Origin of the sequence: Pedobacter frigidisoli (genome assembly GCF_004331675.1) — a bacterium.
Classification (GTDB): Bacteria; Bacteroidota; Bacteroidia; order Sphingobacteriales; family Sphingobacteriaceae; genus Pedobacter; species Pedobacter frigidisoli.
Map to the genome: position 1 here is coordinate 1 of NZ_SJSN01000018.1, position 16485 is coordinate 16485.

The window sequence follows — 16485 nt, forward strand, 5'->3', positions numbered from 1 at the left end:
CCTTGATAATTACTCCGTTTGGGTAAATAACCTCTACAGCTGTCGAAATAGCAACTGGAGGGATGGTAACTCTAACAAAATTGGGAACAGCTTGTTTTCGTCTATTGCGCGATACCCAGTTGGCAAAAGTGGTACGTTTGACTCCAAGGGTCTTGCAGTATTCATTCTGGCTAAGCCCACTGGTGCGCCAAGCCTCAACTGCTAACATTTTTTCTTCTGATGTTCTCATATATTTCTTTTATGCAAAGAAAAACATCGTGAAAGTTATTTAAAAGATGTACTTGGTAGGCTGCTTACATAATTTCAACTATTCAAAACATTACTTTGGAGACAGTGGAACAGAATATTCAGCTTCCAAACAAGGAATAAAACTTTATCAAGATGACCAAATTATTGACAGTTGCATTGTTATTGGTTCAGGTGGAGCTACAGGAGTTCATCAAAATTCATCGCTTATTGACAACGACCAATTATTGCTTTGCTGTTGCGACACAGTTTTTTGTTTGACACTCCCAGACCTTGCTTTAAAATGGAAAACACAAGCTGACCAAGCAACCTGTTTTCAAATATTTCAACATCAATACGACTACATTATTCACGGAGAACTTCAAGTAACAAAACTCGACAAAGACGGAAACAAAAAATGGGAATTTGGTGGTACAGACATTTTTGTAAGTATAGACAATGAAGAAGAATTTAAACTTGAAACAGATGGAATTTTACTTACAGATTTTGCAAAGACAAAATATAAAATTGACTTTGACGGCAAATTAGTTTGGGACACATACAAATGTTGACAAGAAAAACAGCCGCTAACATTGCATTGGCATAATGGCGGCACACGAATATAGGCTCAACATTTTTACTGCTATTTTAGCTTTTGTACTATATTTGGCTAACGGAATTCTGTTTCCGCCACAACACCTACGATACAACGTTGTATGTAATTCACAAAACACCAAAACCTAAGATGAAATTTAAACTTACCTTGACCATTGTTTTGTTAACACTGTCTACCATTGCTTACGCTCAATCTCAAAAGACAGATTTGTTAATATTGGGTTCAGATCATCTCTCGCAAATTTATAAGACCGATAATCCACGTACCGATGTTTTACTTCCCAAACGGCAAAAAGAAATTAAAGAATTCATCAATTTAGTGGCGCCTTATAATCCTGATTTGGTTATGGTTGAAGTTTTACCAGAACATCAAAAAGAAATCGATAGTTTATATTCACTTTTCTTACAAAATAAATTAAATTTTGGAAATTTATCTGATGGTAGAAGCGAAGTCTATCAATTGGCTTTTCGCATTAGCAAACAACTCAACTTACCGAAAGTTTACTGCGTTAATGCGCTAGGAGGTACTTCTCAAAGTATATTGGACAATGGAGAAAATATTGAGCTTTATAAAAGTGAAGGCTTAGCTCTTAGAACTATTGTAAATGAAAAATATAAAGCCCTGCAAAAAGATAGTTTATCGCTTAAAGATTATTTAATTTTTCTAAATCAACAGCAAACCTATAGCAAAGTTTATCACTTGCGTTATATTACGCCAGCCAGAGTAATTAATGGAACTTTTAAAAATCCAGATGCCTTGATTGATACCGCATTTATAGATTCCAAATACATTGGTGCCGAACTTATTTCTGCTTTTAAAAATAGAGATTACAAAATTTATTCAAACATAGTAACATCTCAGAAATCGGAAAGTGCGAAAAGGGTGTTATTGATTATTGGGGTAGCGCATATTGGCTCGCTTAAAAACATAATTCGTGACGATGAAGAATTTAATTTAATCGAAGCAGACAAGTATTTAAATAAATAACTGCATAACAAGGTTTTGCAATAGTGGGGCTTTTTATACTCAATTTGAGCTGAGAAATTCTAATACTAAATTGAACATTTGTGCTTCGAATCCCTCAACTTCGGTAAGCCCGAAACCGAAACGAAATACGATGTTTTACTACAATAATTTTTCTGGTGCAAAACGCAAATGCTATTTTTAAACACAGCATGATTAAATATTTCACATATAGTATTTCGATAGCATTTATTTCTTGGATAGTTGGGATGATTATTAATGCTGTTCTAACTAAAAAGGCATTCTATAATAAAAACTTATCAAACCTAAGTTTCATTAAAAATGAAACGCTAAATAAAGCAATCGGACTGGAGATTTTCAAGTGGATAGTTAAAAATACTTTCTTTAAATTTTTCAATCAAAAACTTACGCTAAAAAAGAAAATTGAAATAATCGACTTAAAAAACTTACGGAACGAGATGACAATTTCCGAGATTAGTCATTTAATCGGATTTGGCTTCATGGGTATTTTTGCTTTAGTGAAAGTTTTTCATGCCAACTATTTATTTGCATTGGTGATGATGATCGTGAACATATTGATGAATTTATATCCATCTTTATTACAACAGGAAAATAAAAGAAGAATTGATAAATTAATAAAAAGGTTTCTGCCAACAACAAACTTGAATTAGGTGATACCCTTGATTTTTGAATGAAAAACCCTACTTATTTATCAGCATAAAATGAATCGATTAACTACAATATTAACAGTGGGATTTTTAGCAACACTTTTTGGTTGTGGACAGGATAAGTCTAACGATGAATCCAATAACACAGCCAACCAACCGATAACAAAACCTGTCGAAAATATTGTCGCAACAAAAGATCAAAAGGAAAGACGAGCTAGATCCGAGGCGTTTTGCAAATCGAAAGGCATCCCAGTTTACGGAAATCCAAATTCATTATTTGTTGATCCAGAGGATAAAGTAACGATTAGGACAAAAGATGAAATTGTTGATAGAGCGATGGCACTTTGTTATTTAGAACTTATAAGCGAAAAAGCTGATAAGAAAATGTTGGCAGAATTTGACAAAAAATATAATGTAATTTCAAAACTCACTGCAGCAGAAAAGGAGTTTGCATTATCCGATCATCCAACAGAACAACAAATGACTAATGCAAATTGGAGAGCTGAAAGTTACCACGCAATGCTTTGGGCATTGGGTTATATCGATGGTTTAAAATATCCTAATGAAGTTTGCAACGTTAGCGATGATGTAAAACACCTATTCTCTAAAACCGAAAAGGAATTTAGAGATGATGCAAAATTAAGAAGCAAAGTAGAAATTCTTGATCAGGCGGACTTAATTCTAAGACTTGATTGGGCTTGTGTAAATGCAAGCGTAAAAAACGAAGTAGCACCAAGCGGGCTCGACAAAAGCATTGTTTATGAAAGACATTATTCTTTAAACTGGCTCATCAAATTTCTAAACCAAGATTGGGATAAAGTAACAACCGATACTTAAATTCTACAGCCAACCATCCATTTTGCCAAAATGTAGGAATGAGAATGTCCCTTAGAATTTTCATCCAAATTTTCCAGTATTAAGGATAGCTAATTTTTCTTAATCTTTCTTCCGGAAAAAAAAATTTGAATATTGTTGTCGTGAATATTATATTTGTGACAACATAAAAAGCAATATATGAGAAAATTAGATTTTGCGTCTCTTCAAGTTAGAGATCTGGAAGCATCAAAAACTTTCTATACCAACCAATTAGGATTTGAATTTTCCGGAATGAGTAATCCTCAGGCTTGTGTTTTTAAGTTTAACAAAGGCGAAGCAAGTTTTGCCATAAGAACACCTATCGGAAATATAGATGGCAAGGAACTTGGCGTTGGTGCTTCACTTTGGTTTGCTATTAACGAACAAATTGAAGAGCTAGAAAGCCAATTAACAGAAAAAGGAGTAACACTTTTAGGAACAATAAACAACACGCCATTTGGTAAAACATTAATGGTTAGAGATCCAGATGGTTACATCATTACATTTTTGGAACAAACTAAAACCAGCAACAATGATTAAAGTAGGAACAAAATATTGGATAATAGTGGCATCAAAAGATCATGTAAAAAGTGGTATTGAAGCTGGAATTGCTCAAGCTTGCCATGGAAAATCTTCGCCACTAAAGAGGATGAAAAAAGGTGATTTTGTGATTTATTATTCTGGAAAACAAACTTTGGGCCAACCCGATAAATGCCAAGGCTTTACGGCATTGGGAAAGGTAATAGACGATGAAATATATCCGTTTCAGGTTTCTGAAGATTTTTGTCCCTCCAGGCGCAATATTGAGTTTTCACCAGCCGAAGACATCTCTATTCTGCCCTTGATTAATGATCTGAATTTTATTCAAAATAAAAAAAGTTGGGGATATCCATTTCGATTTGGTTTCTTTGAAATTAATCAACACGATTTCGATTTAATTTCATCTCAAATGTTGCAACATCACTATGCCCAAGGAAATTGAATTCCAATTTAAAAGTCCAAGCGATAGCCCTGGCTATTTGCTTGGACAACTAACTATGCTGTGGCAGCGTAAATTAAAGAAAGTTTTGGATCCGCTAGATTTGACCCAAACGCAATTCGTACTGCTGGCTGCTTTAGGATGGCTTTCGAAAAATTCTGATGCTGTTACGCAAGTTGATATTGCCAACCAAAGCAACGCCGACAGAATGATGGTATCTAAAGTGTTGCGAACCCTACAGGAGAAAGGTTTTATTAGTCGCCAAGAACATCAAACGGATACTAGAGCAAAAATAATCCGACTTACCGCTACCGGAGAAATTGTTTTGCAAAAAGCACTCGTATCAGTAGAAAATGCTGATATAGATTTCTTTGCACCGTTAAACACTGAGCTTTCATTATTTAATAAAAATATGCTACAGCTTATCAATAAGAATAGCCATTAAAATATATTGAATGTTCATTTTTAACTGGGCAACTCTGTCAAATTATTAAAACCTTTGGCCCAATATTTCAAATTCTCTCTATCTTCTATTCTCCAATAATATATTAGATATGAGAATGAGTCCGATTGTGGTTTCCTGCTACCTCAAAATGGCTATATTTAATCTTTAAAAAATTATTTGTAAAAAAATTTGCGAAACCGAATAGTTGCGTATACATTTGCAACCGATCAGTTTCATAAATTAAATCAACCCAGAATGAGGAGAGACATTTTTCAAGCCATAGCCGATCCTACCCGACGAGCAATTATTGCCTTAATCGCTTTACAGGCCATGACACCAAATGCCATTGCCGAAAACTTTAATAGCACAAGACAAGCGGTTTCCAAGCACCTGCGTATTTTAACAGAGTGCGAATTGGTAAAACAAGAGCATCAAGGCAGGGAAATTTATTATACACTTGAAATTGAAAAAATGAAGGAGATCGACAAATGGATTGAACAGTTTAGGAAAATTTGGGAAACCAGATTTAATCAACTTGATGAAGTATTATTAACCCTGAAAAAACAAACAAAATGAACAATTTACTATTTGATTTCACCGTAGACAAAACAACAAAAACTGTATACATCAACAGGGAATTTGATGCTGAGCTTTCATTGGTATGGGATGCGTTTACCAAACAGGAAATCCTTGATCAATGGTGGGCGCCTAAACCATGGTCATCAAAAACAAAAGTAATGAACTTTGAGGTTGGCGGACGTAGGTTTTATGCGATGGAAAGCCCTGAAGGAGTGGAACGTTGGTCAATCCAAAAATACACTTCTATTAGCCCAAAAACTAACTTCAAGTTGTTGAATGCTTTTGCAGATGAAAATGAAATTCCCGAGCTACCAGGCTCTGAATGGGACCTTACTTTTAGTGAACAAAACGGAATCACAAAACTAAGCGCAAGCATTTATAATGAATCACTAGAGCGTTTAGAAAAAATGATTGAAATGGGTTTCAAGGAAGGATTTACGATGACATTGAAAAGTCTGGAAGATTTGTTGGCAACACTATCGAAAAAATAAAACCGAGCAAAGCACTATAAATTGAATTAAAAATTACTTAAAAAAACAAATATGGCACTTATTAATCCACACATCAACTTTAACGGCAACGCCGAAGAAGCATTCAATTTTTACAAAGCAGCTTTTGGCGGCGAGATCGCTTCCATTGTACGCTTAAAGGATTTATCAAGCGATGAATTTCCGGTAGCAGAGGAAAATGCTGATAAAATTATGCACATTGCTTTACCGATTGGTCCAAACACTTTAATGGGGAATGATATTCCAGAAAGTATGGGCAAAGTAAATGAAAACGAAAACAGGTCTAAGATCTCTATCAGCGCCGAAAGTCGTGAGGAAGCAGATAAACTATTTTATGCACTTTCTGCAGGTGGCGAAATTGAAATGCCAATTGGCGATAGTCCATGGGGTTCGTATTTCGGCATGTTTAGAGATAAATTTGGTATCGAATGGATGATAGATTTTAGTTCGAAAGCATAATCAAAACAATAGCATCAGACTTATCATATAAAAAATTAATTATGACAGACCATTTCGACAAAAGTCTGAATCCCTGCAAAATAGAGAATACTGATAGTGGTTTTCGTCTGCTAGCAAATGCTAAGACCGATTTCATTTGTAAGTATAAAGCATACATTAAAGATGAGGCTGCGCTGTTTTACACCGAAAGAACAGGTGATTTTACGATACAGGCAGAAGTTGAGACCAAAGGGAATTTCGCTTACGATGCAGCTTTTTTGATGGTGAGAGAAAGTAAAACCCGGTGGATAAAATTGGCAGTCGAATTAGGCGTTCACATCACCTATAACGTGGTATCTGTCATCACAAACGATTGGTCTGACGATGCAAATGGCGAATTGCTGCCAGCCAATAAATGCTGGCTCCGAATAACCCGTAAAGGTAATTTTTGGGGTCTGCATTATTCCCTAACTGGCAAGAAATGGATATTTGTTCGTTGTTTTGGCTTAGACCTCCCTCCTTCTGTTAAGGTTGGGTTTGGGATACAAGCTCCGGTTGGCGACAATTGCCAAGGGGTTTTGGATGGTATATTGATAAGCAATAAGGCTATTGAAAACTTTAGAGATGGAAGCTAACAATACATAAAAATTATTCAAATCACTAAAATGACAACTCAATTTACAGATTTAATAAAAAAGGCCTATTCTGCTTTTAACGAAAGAAACATTAACAAGGCACTTTCTACCATGCAGCCAAATGTACAATGGTGTAAGGCTTGGGAAGGTGGTTACATTAGCGGGCATGATGAAATTGATCAATACTGGACCAGACAATGGAGTGAAATAAACCCAACAGTTGAACCAGTCGGATTTACCGAAAGGGAAAACGGAAGTTTAGAGGTAGAGGTTAATCAGAAAGTAAAGGATTTACAAGGTAATTCTATCTTCGATGGCAAGGTAAAACACATCTATACCTTTAAGGATGGTTTAATAAAAACTATGGATATCGAATTGGTTTAACAGTACTAGTAAATCTACGATTTGCAAATTTTAAGGAAAAGAAGTAATGAAACAAGTATTTATCAATTTACCTGTCGTTGATGTAGAAAAATCAATGAAATTCTACACACAGCTAGGATTTTCGAACAACCCACTATTCTCTGATGGTGAACAAAAGTGTATGGTTTGGAGCGAACAAATCTATGTAATGCTTCAGTCAAGGGAATTTTTCATTTCATTTATTAAAAAACCTTTGTTAGATACAACAAAGAATGTATCAGCAACCTTTACACTTCCAGTCGAAAGCCTTGAAAGGGTAAATGAGGTAGTAGAAAACGGTTTAAAAGCTGGCGGTGTAGAGCCATCACCAATGCAAGATGAGGGATTTATGCAATTGAGAAGTATTGAGGATTTGGATGGGCACACTTGGGCAATAATTTATTTAGATATGGATAAATTCAGAGCCACCAAAAATGTTAAATAATTACGTCAATAGGAACTCATTTCTATAGAAACTTCATTTTTGCCAAATGACAAATTCCTAGAAAATAACTTTGACTACCTTGCATTATGAAAGAATTAATAGCATACATCCTACAGTTTGGAAATCTCAATCAACATCAAATCGATTTAATCTCGAAAAAAGCAACTTTATTAGCGCTTAGAAAAGATGAGTATTTTTCAGAGGCAGGAAAAATTGCGCAGCAAGTTGGTTTTACTTTAGATGGTATTGTGCGTGTTTGTTATTACAACAATAAGGGAGAAGAAATTACCAAATATTTTATCGAAGAAAACAATTTGGTAGTCGATTTGGAAAGTTTTGATAATCAAATTCCATCATCTGCCTATGTTCAGGCCATCACCGACTGTAAAATTCTCCTTTTTTCTAGAAAAGATTGGAACGAGCTCTTAGATACCATTATTGGCTGGGATACGATTGTGCACAAAATTATATCAAAGGCATTAAGGCAAAAAGTAGATCGAAGAAGTCCATTAGTATCTGAAGATGCAACTACACGTTATTTAAAATTTCTGGAAATATATCCCAATGTGGTTAACCGCATTCCACTTTCATATATAGCTTCATATTTGGGCATTACGCAATCCTCACTAAGTAGGATAAGAAAAAATATCAGCTAATCATTTTTTGTCAAATGGCAAACGATTTCATTTTCAGATTGCTCAACTTTACATCATAACTTAAAGAAATTAAAAAATGAAATCAGTATTAATAACAGGAGCCAACAGAAGCATTGGTTTAGAAATCACGAAACAACTATCAAAAAAAGGGCTATTCGTTTATTTAGGTAGTCGCGATCTGGAAAAAGGAAATGCAGTTGCAAAAGAATTAAATGAAAATGGTTTTCAAAACATCAAGGCTATCGAAATTGATTCTACTAAGCCTGAAACCATTTTGGAGGCGAAGAACATTATCGAAAGTGAGCAAGGTAGGTTGGATATTCTTATCAATAATGCAGGCATTAGTGGCGCTTTCCCACAAGCAATCCCCGATGCACCAATTTCCGCCATTCAAGAAGTTTTCGATACTAACTTTTTCGGTGTGATTAGTGTAACACAAACATTTTTAGAATTGCTGAAAAAGTCGGACAGCCCAAGAATAAGTAACATCACTTCTGGCCTTGGCTCGTTAACTTTACATAGCGATCCGAATTGGAAATACTATAACTTTAAAGCGACCAGTTACTTAACTTCGAAAGCAGCACTTAACGCATTTACAATTGTACTCGCCTTTGAATTAAAAGACTTAAATTTCAAGGTAAATGCGATTGACCCGGGCTACACAGCAACCGATTTCAACCACCACAATGGACCAGGAACTGTAGAGAGTGCAGCAAGCTTCATCATTAAGCATACTTTAACGGATGAAAATGCACCAACTGGGAAATTTTTCAGCAACGACATCGAAGATGGAACTGAGGTTAGTCCTTGGTAGGAATGTTTCCATAGTTACTATTAAAATCGATGATGGAATGCAATAAATCAAAATGTTCTTATAGGTTTGATTAATGATTGATAACGATACAAAACGACTTTCTCGCCTCACTGCAATTTTAACACAGTTACAAACGAAACGACTTTTAACTGCATCTGAATTAGCTAAAAAGTTTTCCGTTAGTGTAAGAACAATCTACAGGGATATTAGGGCATTAGAACAATCGGGCGTTCCAATTTTTACCGAAGAAGGAAAAGGCTACAGCTTGGTGGAAGGTTATAAAATCCCACCGGTAATGTTTACCGAAACCCAAGCAAATGCACTTATTTTGGCAGAACAGCTGGTACTAAAAAACAAGGATGCATCATTTGTTAAGGATTATATTGAAGCCATTGATAAAATAAAGGCGGTATTGGCCCATTCGATTAAAGATAAGGTAAACCTGCTGGCCGAAAGGACCCGTTTCAGTCAAAATATAAATAGCGAAAAAAATAGCAATAATCTATCCGATTTGCAGTATGCCCTCACCAGTTTTTGTTTAACAAAAATTGAATATATAAACGAGGCTAAAGAATCTACAAGCAGGTTGGTTGAGCCCTTTGCATTATTAAGTACGCAGGAGAATTGGCTACTGGTGGCTTGGTGTCGATCGCGTAAGGATTTTAGATTTTTTCGCTTAGATCGGATTAAAAAACTAGAGCTGCTTAGCGAAAAGTTCGCCCCACATAAAATGACCTTGCAAGAATATTTCGATCGTCATCATTAAATCTTTTTAACCCCTGACATAGGGCTGTCACTAGCCACATTTACTTTTGAAGAATAAATCAAATCCATAAAAAATGAACAATTTATTCAATCCAGCTGATGTGTCAGGTATTTTATCACGAATCGAAAAATTATCGCCAAATGCTCAAAAACAGTGGGGCAAAATGACTGTTAACCAAATGCTTGCACATTGTACAGCGTCGTTGGAAACGGCAATGGGATTGCATCGCCCAGAAAGATTAGGTTTTGTTGGCCGCTTTTTCGGCAAGTTAATGAAACCGAAATTTTTTAGCGATCAGCCCTTTCCTAAAAATAGTACAACTGATAAAAGTTATATTATCACGGGAAATCCAGACTTTGAAACGGAGAAAACGAGGGTAATCAAACAGATTAAGCAATTTTCTGATGGTGGGCCAGCCAATTGCACCACACATCCACAAGCATTTTTCGGAGCACTTACACCTGAAGAATGGGCATTAATGCAATGGAAACATTTCGACCACCATTTAAGGCAATTTGGTGCATAAATTTAAACACGATGAAAGCGGAAATAGCAACCTTTTATCCAACGAGTAAAGCGCAGTGGCGAGCATGGTTACAAGATAACCATTGCTCAAAAACTGCTGTTTGGCTTGTTCATTATAAAAAGAGTTCGGGTATTCCAACAATCTCCTGGAGCGATGCCGTTGATGAAGCACTATGTTTTGGCTGGATCGATAGCATCAGAAAAACCCTCGACGATGATAGATTTATACAATTTTTTAGCAAAAGAAAACCCAAAGGAACCTGGTCTAAGGTAAATAAGGACAAAATCAAGCTCCTGATTGATGCAGGACTAATGACGACAGCAGGTTTCGAAGCAATTACTACAGCCAAAGAAAATGGATCTTGGATAATTTTAGATGCTATTCAAGAATTAAACATTCCTAAAGATTTGTCAGCAGCTTTTAAATTACATAGTGGTTCAAAAAAGTTTTTTACAAGTTTGAGCAAATCGGTCAGGAAAGCCATTTTGCAATGGATTATTTTAGCTAAAAGGCCAGAAACTAGACAAAGCAGAATAAACGAAATTGCAGAACTCGCTGGCCAAAAGCTTAAACCTAAACAGTTTTAGTTAGCAGAGGTGGGTCAAATGTGTATCAAAGTTATTAACTAACCTGTTCAATTGCCCCCGCATAATGTCTGTTTCACCCCCTAGATAAATATCAATTAAACAATATATTTATCAAATGAAAAAGAGGATATTCTAAATGGCTATGCTTCTCATTATCTTAGATTCGTGTAATATGGATACTAAGAAAGTGGCCATTAAAGCGGATTCAAATGAAACCATTAGAAAAAATAAAACGATGCAAGATCAAGATTTTACCACTAGCTTTTTTGTTGATCAAACCCCAAAAACTGCATTCGATGCCATTAATAATGTTCGTGGTTGGTGGTCTGAAGAAATTGATGGCAATACGAACAAACTTAATGCTGTATTTAATTATCACTTCGAGGATGTTCACCAATGTAAAATTAAGATCATTGAAATGATTCCCGACCAAAAAGTAGTTTGGCTAGTGGAAGAAAACTATTTTAAGTTTACCAAAGACAAAACAGAATGGACTGGAACTAAAATAATATTCGACATATCGAAAGTGGGCAATCAAACACAGATAAAATTTACACATCAAGGTTTAGTTCCCGAATATGAATGTTATAATATCTGTAAGGATGCCTGGGGAAATTACATCAACAATAGCTTGCGAAACTTGATCGAAACAGGTAAGGGCAACCCAAATGGAATAGGCAAACCTCAAACAGAAAATGAGAAAAAGTTAGGATCAAAAACAAAATAATTAGCAGAATTATAAACCAAAATCTAATGCGATATTTGTATCCTAAAACTTAGGATATGAAAGTTATTATTACAGGGGCAACAGGTTTTGTGGGCGAAGGCGTTTTACTAGAATGCTTGCAGAATAAATCCATAACCGAGGTATTGCTAATTAATCGCCGACATTACGACTTGCAGCATCCAAAGCTAAAGGAAATAATTGTTGTCGATTTTTTCAGCTAGACAATTTCATTCATCAACTAAAAAATTACGATGCTTGTTTTTATTGTGCCGGAATTAGTTCTTTTAGGATGAATGAGAAAGACTACACTTTCATCACCTACGATACAACATTGGCATTTGCGAACACCTTGCTTAAGGCAAATAAGGATATTTCATTTTGCTTTGTATCTGGCAGCCACACCGATAGTAGTGAAAACGGAAAAATGATGTGGGCAAGAGTTAAGGGTAAAACAGAAAATGCACTTATGCAAATGCCTTTCAAAAAGTAATACAATTTTCGCCCAGCCGGAATGATCCCTACTGAAGGACAAAAAAATGTAAAAACAATTTATAAAATTCTCGTTAAAACAATTCAATTCTTTTCTCCAAAAAGTGTTAGCACCATGCAACAAATTGGCAAAGCCATGATTAATGCCGCTACCAATGGCTATTCAAAACAAATACTCGAGGTTAAGGACATCAACGCCTTAGCGAATGAAATATAAATTTCATTATCTAAAACTCCGCAAGTTTCGGGTGGTTTGGCACTGAGCCTAATACTATTTTTGTATATCAAATAGCACATTATGAAATTACAAGATGAGATTAACTTTAATAGAATAGCCGAGGCCATTACCTACATCCAAACCAATTTTAAAAGCCAACCCAGCTTAGAGCAGGTGGCTGAGGCGGTAAGCCTCAGTCCTTTTCACTTCCAAAGGCTTTTTAGCGATTGGGCAGGTACAAGTCCTAAAAGATTTTTGCAATACATTAGCATTGGCCATGCAAAGAAAATGTTAAGAGAGAATCAAAGTCTTTTTGATACAGCTATAGCAACAGGTTTATCTGGATCTAGCCGTCTTCATGATTTATTCATCAACATAGAGGGTATGACCCCAGGAGAGTATAAAAACGGAGGTGAAAACCTAAAAATAAATTACAGTTTTAGCGAGAGCACTTTCGGAAATATTATTATTGCATCTACCATCAGGGGAATTTGCCATATTGGCTTTTATGAGGATGAAACTACTGCACTAAACAAACTGCAAAATCAATTTCCCGCAGCAACATATCAACATTTAACAGATTTACAGCAACAAAATGCCTTAATCCTTTTCAGTAACGAGTGGGATAAATTAACGCAGATTAAGCTGCATTTAAAAGGAACCGATTTTCAGTTAAAAGTTTGGGAAACCTTACTTAAAATCCCAATGGGAAATCTTTCAACTTACGGAACAATCGCAAAACAGCTACAAAACCCAAAAGCTTCCAGAGCCGTTGGAACTGCCATTGGCGATAATCCAGTTGCCTTTTTAATTCCTTGTCATCGTGTAATTCAATCTAGTGGAGCGCTTGGTGGTTATCATTGGGGAATGAGCCGAAAATCTGCAATGATTGGCTGGGAAGCTGCCAAAATCAATCACCTTGATGAATGCTAAAACATATTGACTTATCAACCAAAATATTAAAAATTCTACTTAAAAATAAGGAAATTTGTTTTGCGGGCAATTTGAGACTGAAAATTTACGGAGCATTAACATGTAAATCGGGCAAGCGAATGAAAATGGAAAATCGAGTACTTTTCCGATCAGAAAGCGAGGCTGTAGAAAATGGTTATCGGCCCTGCGGCCACTGCCAACATCAAAAATATAAACAATGGATTTATTCAACCAAGAAATAGATGTCGATCAAAATTTGCTTCCTTACGGCGGAACGGTAAATTATTACGGCAAGCTTTTTACGCGGGAACAAGCCAATCAATATTTCCATATTTTAATGGATACGATTGAGTGGAAAAATGACGAGGCCTTTATTATGGGAAAGCACATTATTACCAAAAGAAAAGTTGCTTGGTATGGCGATGAGGAATATTCTTATACCTATTCTCGTGCATCGAAAACTGCGCTGCCATGGACTGAAGAATTGTTAGCCCTCAAACATATTGCAGAAAAGGAAACAGGCACGAACTTTAACTCTTGCCTGCTAAATTTGTATCATAGTGGGGATGAAGGCATGGCTTACCACAGCGACGATGAGAAAGCATTGGCTAAGGATTCTGCTATTGCCTCATTAAGTTTTGGTGCGGAAAGAAAATTTCTGCTAAAGCATAAACAGACGAAAGAAACCATTTCTATCTTTTTAGAACATGGAAGTTTGCTGGTAATGAAAGGCGAAACCCAAACCAATTGGTTACACCGCTTACCACCAACAAAAAAAGCGATCAGTCCTCGGGTTAATTTAACCTTTAGAACTATGATCGCTTAATTTTGGAAATGGAAGTTATTAGTTCTTAAATTCCTTAATATCTACAATACGATCAGGATTACCATTATATTTTAGAAATGGAGTTCCGTTTGCATTGGTAATCCACCCGTAATTTTGCTGAATTTCTCCGGCGGCTCTATCGGGCTCAGCTAACAAACTTGCCGGTACCTGAAGTGTTTGGGTCTCTCCGTTACGATAATTAACCTGATAAAGTGCGCTTGGCGTTAAGAATACCAAAGTGGTCTTATCTCTAGAATACATAAAGAATCTCCCTTGAATCCTTTCACTGTCGTTTTGCCTTTTTATTGGATAAACTTTTCCATTAACAGAGTTAACTATAAAATCATTGTTGATTACAAAATTGGTTCTACTAAGTTCAACCAATCCATCCGTAAATTTAGCATCCTCTTTTCCTGTTGATGGTCTATCTAAGCTGATTACGTCTGATTTTCCATCTTTTACTACTACAAGATAAAACGGAGAAACCATAGCTGAAGAATCTACAACTTGAACAACAGCTGCTGTATTTTGGCTATTGATGAACCTTGCATTTTTAAATAAGGTGGCCAATGGCTTTTTTCCGTCTTGAATATTAATGGTTGTATCCTTATATTTAATAACGAAATGATCTTGATTATCGGCCCTATTCGAATCTACGCGAACAAGGGTTAGCACATTTTTTTTAGATTTTGGAAACTCATCGAAGCTTTCATTCGCAGCTAATACACGTGGCGTGTAAGTTTTTTCTAATCCACCGCTGCAGGCGAATAAAGTTGTGGAGAGTAGAAGCGCAAAAATTACTTTTTTCATAATATTTGATTAGATAGTTTTTTGCTAATTTATAATCTTTATTCCTTTACCTAAAAAATTAAGGGAAAATTATTCAATTCACATAAAAATGTTGCAAGCAACTAATTCATTTTACTACTCATTTTAACAGATTTTTTTATTTTTGGTTAAAGAAATTTCGATGTCGATCATTTTTAGATTTATCAGCAAGAATACAAGCATCACGCTTTATGGCATTTCCTTGGCAGCGCTTCTTTTGCTATTGAAGTGGCTTGAACTTCGCTTCATCATTATAAATCATGCTTTCGAAATATATGCAGGTTCTATAGCAATACTTTTTACTTCACTCGGAATCTGGTTGGCCCTTAAATTTAGCAAACCAAAAACTATATTAATCGAGAAAGAGGTTTATAGAGATAAGCCGGATCACTTTGTGCTAAATAAAACAGAACTATACAGGCTTAATATCAGCAAGCGAGAATTAGAGGTTCTGCAGTTAATGGCAAGTGGTTTAAGTAATCAGGAAATTGCTAACCGCTTATTTGTATCGCTAAATACCATTAAAACGCATTCATCAAAACTTTTCGAAAAGCTTGAGGTTAGCCGACGGACACAGGCAATTGAAGTATCAAAACGTCTTCAGCTCATTCCTTAACATAATCATCCTTAGGTATGAAAAGTCGGGTAAAACCTAAAATCATCCTAAAGTATGAGTGTTTAAAAAAAAATTAGGACCAATTTTGTCGCATCAACTTAAAACCTTAACAAATGAAAAAAACAGTAATTGTATTCGGATTAATTGCAGGCTTGATTGTAACCTCCTTAATGGCATTTTCGATAGCAAAATGCTACAATAATCAGGATTTTGAGGGCAGCATGATTCTTGGATATGCAGCAATGGTGTTGGCATTCTCATTTATATTCGTTGGCATTAAAAACCACCGAGATAAATACAATGATGGTACCATAACTTTTGTTAAGGGGTTTAAGATCGGCCTGTTGATCACAATTATTGCCTCGAGTATTTATGTAATTGTTTGGCTAGTTGAATATTACTTCTTCATTCCAGATTTTATGGATAAGTATGTTGAGCACATGCTTTTGGAAACTAAGAAAAGTGGAGCAAATGCAACAGAAATGGCAAAACAAACACAAGAGTTAGCAGAATATAAGGAAATGTACAATAATCCACTTTTGGTTGTACTATTCACGTATATGGAAATCTTACCGGTAGGAATAATTATTTCTACCATTAGCGCACTTATTTTGAAAAGAAAGCAAAACGTCAGCTTAAGTCCAATGTAACCAGTTGATGATCCTATCCCTTTTTTGATGAAGATATTAAGACGTGATGCGCAAATATTAGTTTTTCATG

The 16485-nt window shown here is 35.6% G+C and carries 29 protein-coding genes; 27 read left to right on the forward strand and 2 right to left on the reverse strand.

Annotated features, from left to right (window positions below; genetic code table 11):
- Nucleotides 1-229 (reverse strand): IS66 family insertion sequence element accessory protein TnpA (tnpA, locus tag EZ449_RS18780; RefSeq protein WP_131561790.1); only part of this gene is annotated, 229 nt, incomplete at its 3' end.
- Between the two features lie 52 nt (nt 230-281).
- Between tnpA and EZ449_RS18785 the strand changes: the two genes are divergently transcribed.
- The 25 genes from EZ449_RS18785 (at nt 282) to EZ449_RS18895 (ending at nt 14321) form a co-directional block, all read left to right on the forward strand.
- Nucleotides 282-797, forward strand: coding sequence for a hypothetical protein (locus EZ449_RS18785; RefSeq protein ID WP_131561792.1), 516 nt, complete (start codon nt 282-284; stop codon nt 795-797).
- A gap of 173 nt (nt 798-970) precedes the next feature.
- Nucleotides 971-1828 (forward strand): DUF5694 domain-containing protein, encoded by an 858-nt coding sequence (locus tag EZ449_RS18790; RefSeq protein ID WP_131561794.1) that lies wholly within the window; start codon nt 971-973, stop codon nt 1826-1828.
- 188 nt (nt 1829-2016) lie between these two features.
- On the forward strand, nt 2017-2496 hold the full coding sequence (locus EZ449_RS18795; protein ID WP_131561796.1) for a glycosyl-4,4'-diaponeurosporenoate acyltransferase CrtO family protein: 480 nt from the start codon (nt 2017-2019) through the stop codon (nt 2494-2496).
- Nucleotides 2497-2547: 51 nt separating this feature from the next.
- Complete coding sequence (locus EZ449_RS18800) at nt 2548-3330, forward strand: DUF4272 domain-containing protein (protein WP_131561797.1); 783 nt, start codon at nt 2548-2550, stop codon at nt 3328-3330.
- Nucleotides 3331-3507: 177 nt separating this feature from the next.
- A complete protein-coding gene (locus tag EZ449_RS18805; protein ID WP_131561798.1) occupies nt 3508-3888 on the forward strand; it encodes a VOC family protein in 381 nt (126 codons plus the stop codon).
- On the forward strand, nt 3881-4330 hold the full coding sequence (locus EZ449_RS18810) for an EVE domain-containing protein (RefSeq protein WP_131561799.1): 450 nt from the start codon (nt 3881-3883) through the stop codon (nt 4328-4330). The genes EZ449_RS18805 and EZ449_RS18810 overlap by 8 nt, the downstream gene beginning before the upstream one ends.
- Nucleotides 4314-4772, forward strand: a complete 459-nt coding sequence (locus tag EZ449_RS18815; RefSeq protein ID WP_131561800.1) for a MarR family winged helix-turn-helix transcriptional regulator — start codon at nt 4314-4316, stop codon at nt 4770-4772. The genes EZ449_RS18810 and EZ449_RS18815 overlap by 17 nt, the downstream gene beginning before the upstream one ends.
- A gap of 255 nt (nt 4773-5027) precedes the next feature.
- Nucleotides 5028-5348, forward strand: a complete 321-nt coding sequence (locus EZ449_RS18820) for an ArsR/SmtB family transcription factor (RefSeq protein WP_131561801.1) — start codon at nt 5028-5030, stop codon at nt 5346-5348.
- The gene (locus tag EZ449_RS18825; RefSeq protein WP_131561802.1) at nt 5345-5842 is read left to right on the forward strand and encodes an SRPBCC family protein; all 498 of its coding nucleotides are present in this window, start codon (nt 5345-5347) and stop codon (nt 5840-5842) included. Before EZ449_RS18820 ends, EZ449_RS18825 begins: the two co-directional genes overlap by 4 nt.
- A 51-nt stretch (nt 5843-5893) precedes the next feature.
- Entirely contained in the window at nt 5894-6319 is a 426-nt protein-coding gene (locus EZ449_RS18830) for a VOC family protein (RefSeq protein ID WP_131561803.1), read from the forward strand.
- A gap of 41 nt (nt 6320-6360) precedes the next feature.
- A complete protein-coding gene (locus tag EZ449_RS18835; RefSeq protein ID WP_131561804.1) occupies nt 6361-6933 on the forward strand; it encodes a DUF1349 domain-containing protein in 573 nt (190 codons plus the stop codon).
- A gap of 30 nt (nt 6934-6963) precedes the next feature.
- On the forward strand, nt 6964-7317 hold the full coding sequence (locus tag EZ449_RS18840) for a nuclear transport factor 2 family protein (protein ID WP_131561806.1): 354 nt from the start codon (nt 6964-6966) through the stop codon (nt 7315-7317).
- A gap of 46 nt (nt 7318-7363) precedes the next feature.
- Nucleotides 7364-7780 (forward strand): VOC family protein, encoded by a 417-nt coding sequence (locus EZ449_RS18845; protein WP_131561808.1) that lies wholly within the window; start codon nt 7364-7366, stop codon nt 7778-7780.
- 86 nt (nt 7781-7866) lie between these two features.
- The gene (locus EZ449_RS18850; RefSeq protein ID WP_131561810.1) at nt 7867-8436 is read left to right on the forward strand and encodes a Crp/Fnr family transcriptional regulator; all 570 of its coding nucleotides are present in this window, start codon (nt 7867-7869) and stop codon (nt 8434-8436) included.
- A 76-nt stretch (nt 8437-8512) separates the two neighbouring features.
- The gene (locus EZ449_RS18855) at nt 8513-9250 is read left to right on the forward strand and encodes an SDR family NAD(P)-dependent oxidoreductase (protein ID WP_131561812.1); all 738 of its coding nucleotides are present in this window, start codon (nt 8513-8515) and stop codon (nt 9248-9250) included.
- Between the two features lie 73 nt (nt 9251-9323).
- On the forward strand, nt 9324-10016 hold the full coding sequence (locus tag EZ449_RS18860) for a helix-turn-helix transcriptional regulator (RefSeq protein ID WP_131561814.1): 693 nt from the start codon (nt 9324-9326) through the stop codon (nt 10014-10016).
- A 73-nt stretch (nt 10017-10089) separates the two neighbouring features.
- Nucleotides 10090-10542, forward strand: coding sequence for a DUF1569 domain-containing protein (locus EZ449_RS18865; protein WP_131561816.1), 453 nt, complete (start codon nt 10090-10092; stop codon nt 10540-10542).
- Between the two features lie 11 nt (nt 10543-10553).
- Complete coding sequence (locus EZ449_RS18870) at nt 10554-11129, forward strand: YdeI/OmpD-associated family protein (protein ID WP_131561819.1); 576 nt, start codon at nt 10554-10556, stop codon at nt 11127-11129.
- Between the two features lie 172 nt (nt 11130-11301).
- Entirely contained in the window at nt 11302-11856 is a 555-nt protein-coding gene (locus EZ449_RS18875; protein WP_225872368.1) for an SRPBCC domain-containing protein, read from the forward strand.
- Between the two features lie 56 nt (nt 11857-11912).
- On the forward strand, nt 11913-12077 hold the full coding sequence (locus EZ449_RS23195) for an NAD-dependent epimerase/dehydratase family protein (RefSeq protein WP_225872369.1): 165 nt from the start codon (nt 11913-11915) through the stop codon (nt 12075-12077).
- A 68-nt stretch (nt 12078-12145) separates the two neighbouring features.
- Complete coding sequence (locus EZ449_RS23200; RefSeq protein WP_225872370.1) at nt 12146-12346, forward strand: hypothetical protein; 201 nt, start codon at nt 12146-12148, stop codon at nt 12344-12346.
- A gap of 21 nt (nt 12347-12367) precedes the next feature.
- Entirely contained in the window at nt 12368-12562 is a 195-nt protein-coding gene (locus EZ449_RS23205; RefSeq protein WP_225872371.1) for a hypothetical protein, read from the forward strand.
- A gap of 81 nt (nt 12563-12643) precedes the next feature.
- The gene (locus EZ449_RS18885) at nt 12644-13495 is read left to right on the forward strand and encodes a methylated-DNA--[protein]-cysteine S-methyltransferase (protein ID WP_131561821.1); all 852 of its coding nucleotides are present in this window, start codon (nt 12644-12646) and stop codon (nt 13493-13495) included.
- Nucleotides 13489-13737, forward strand: coding sequence for an Ada metal-binding domain-containing protein (locus tag EZ449_RS18890; protein WP_131561823.1), 249 nt, complete (start codon nt 13489-13491; stop codon nt 13735-13737). Before EZ449_RS18885 ends, EZ449_RS18890 begins: the two co-directional genes overlap by 7 nt.
- A complete protein-coding gene (locus EZ449_RS18895; protein WP_131561825.1) occupies nt 13713-14321 on the forward strand; it encodes an alpha-ketoglutarate-dependent dioxygenase AlkB family protein in 609 nt (202 codons plus the stop codon). The genes EZ449_RS18890 and EZ449_RS18895 overlap by 25 nt, the downstream gene beginning before the upstream one ends.
- Before the next feature lie 18 nt (nt 14322-14339).
- Here EZ449_RS18895 and EZ449_RS18900 read toward each other — a convergent pair whose 3' ends face one another.
- A complete protein-coding gene (locus EZ449_RS18900; protein WP_131561828.1) occupies nt 14340-15131 on the reverse strand; it encodes a hypothetical protein in 792 nt (263 codons plus the stop codon).
- 160 nt (nt 15132-15291) lie between these two features.
- On the opposite strand from EZ449_RS18900, the gene EZ449_RS23335 reads away from it, so the two are divergent.
- Together EZ449_RS23335 and EZ449_RS18910 are read left to right on the forward strand one after the other, a co-directional pair.
- Nucleotides 15292-15765, forward strand: a complete 474-nt coding sequence (locus EZ449_RS23335; protein ID WP_131561830.1) for a response regulator transcription factor — start codon at nt 15292-15294, stop codon at nt 15763-15765.
- Between the two features lie 113 nt (nt 15766-15878).
- Nucleotides 15879-16415: a DUF4199 domain-containing protein gene (locus EZ449_RS18910; protein WP_131561832.1), complete on the forward strand. Its 537-nt coding sequence runs from the start codon at nt 15879-15881 to the stop codon at nt 16413-16415.
- Nucleotides 16416-16485: the final 70 nt, after the last annotated feature.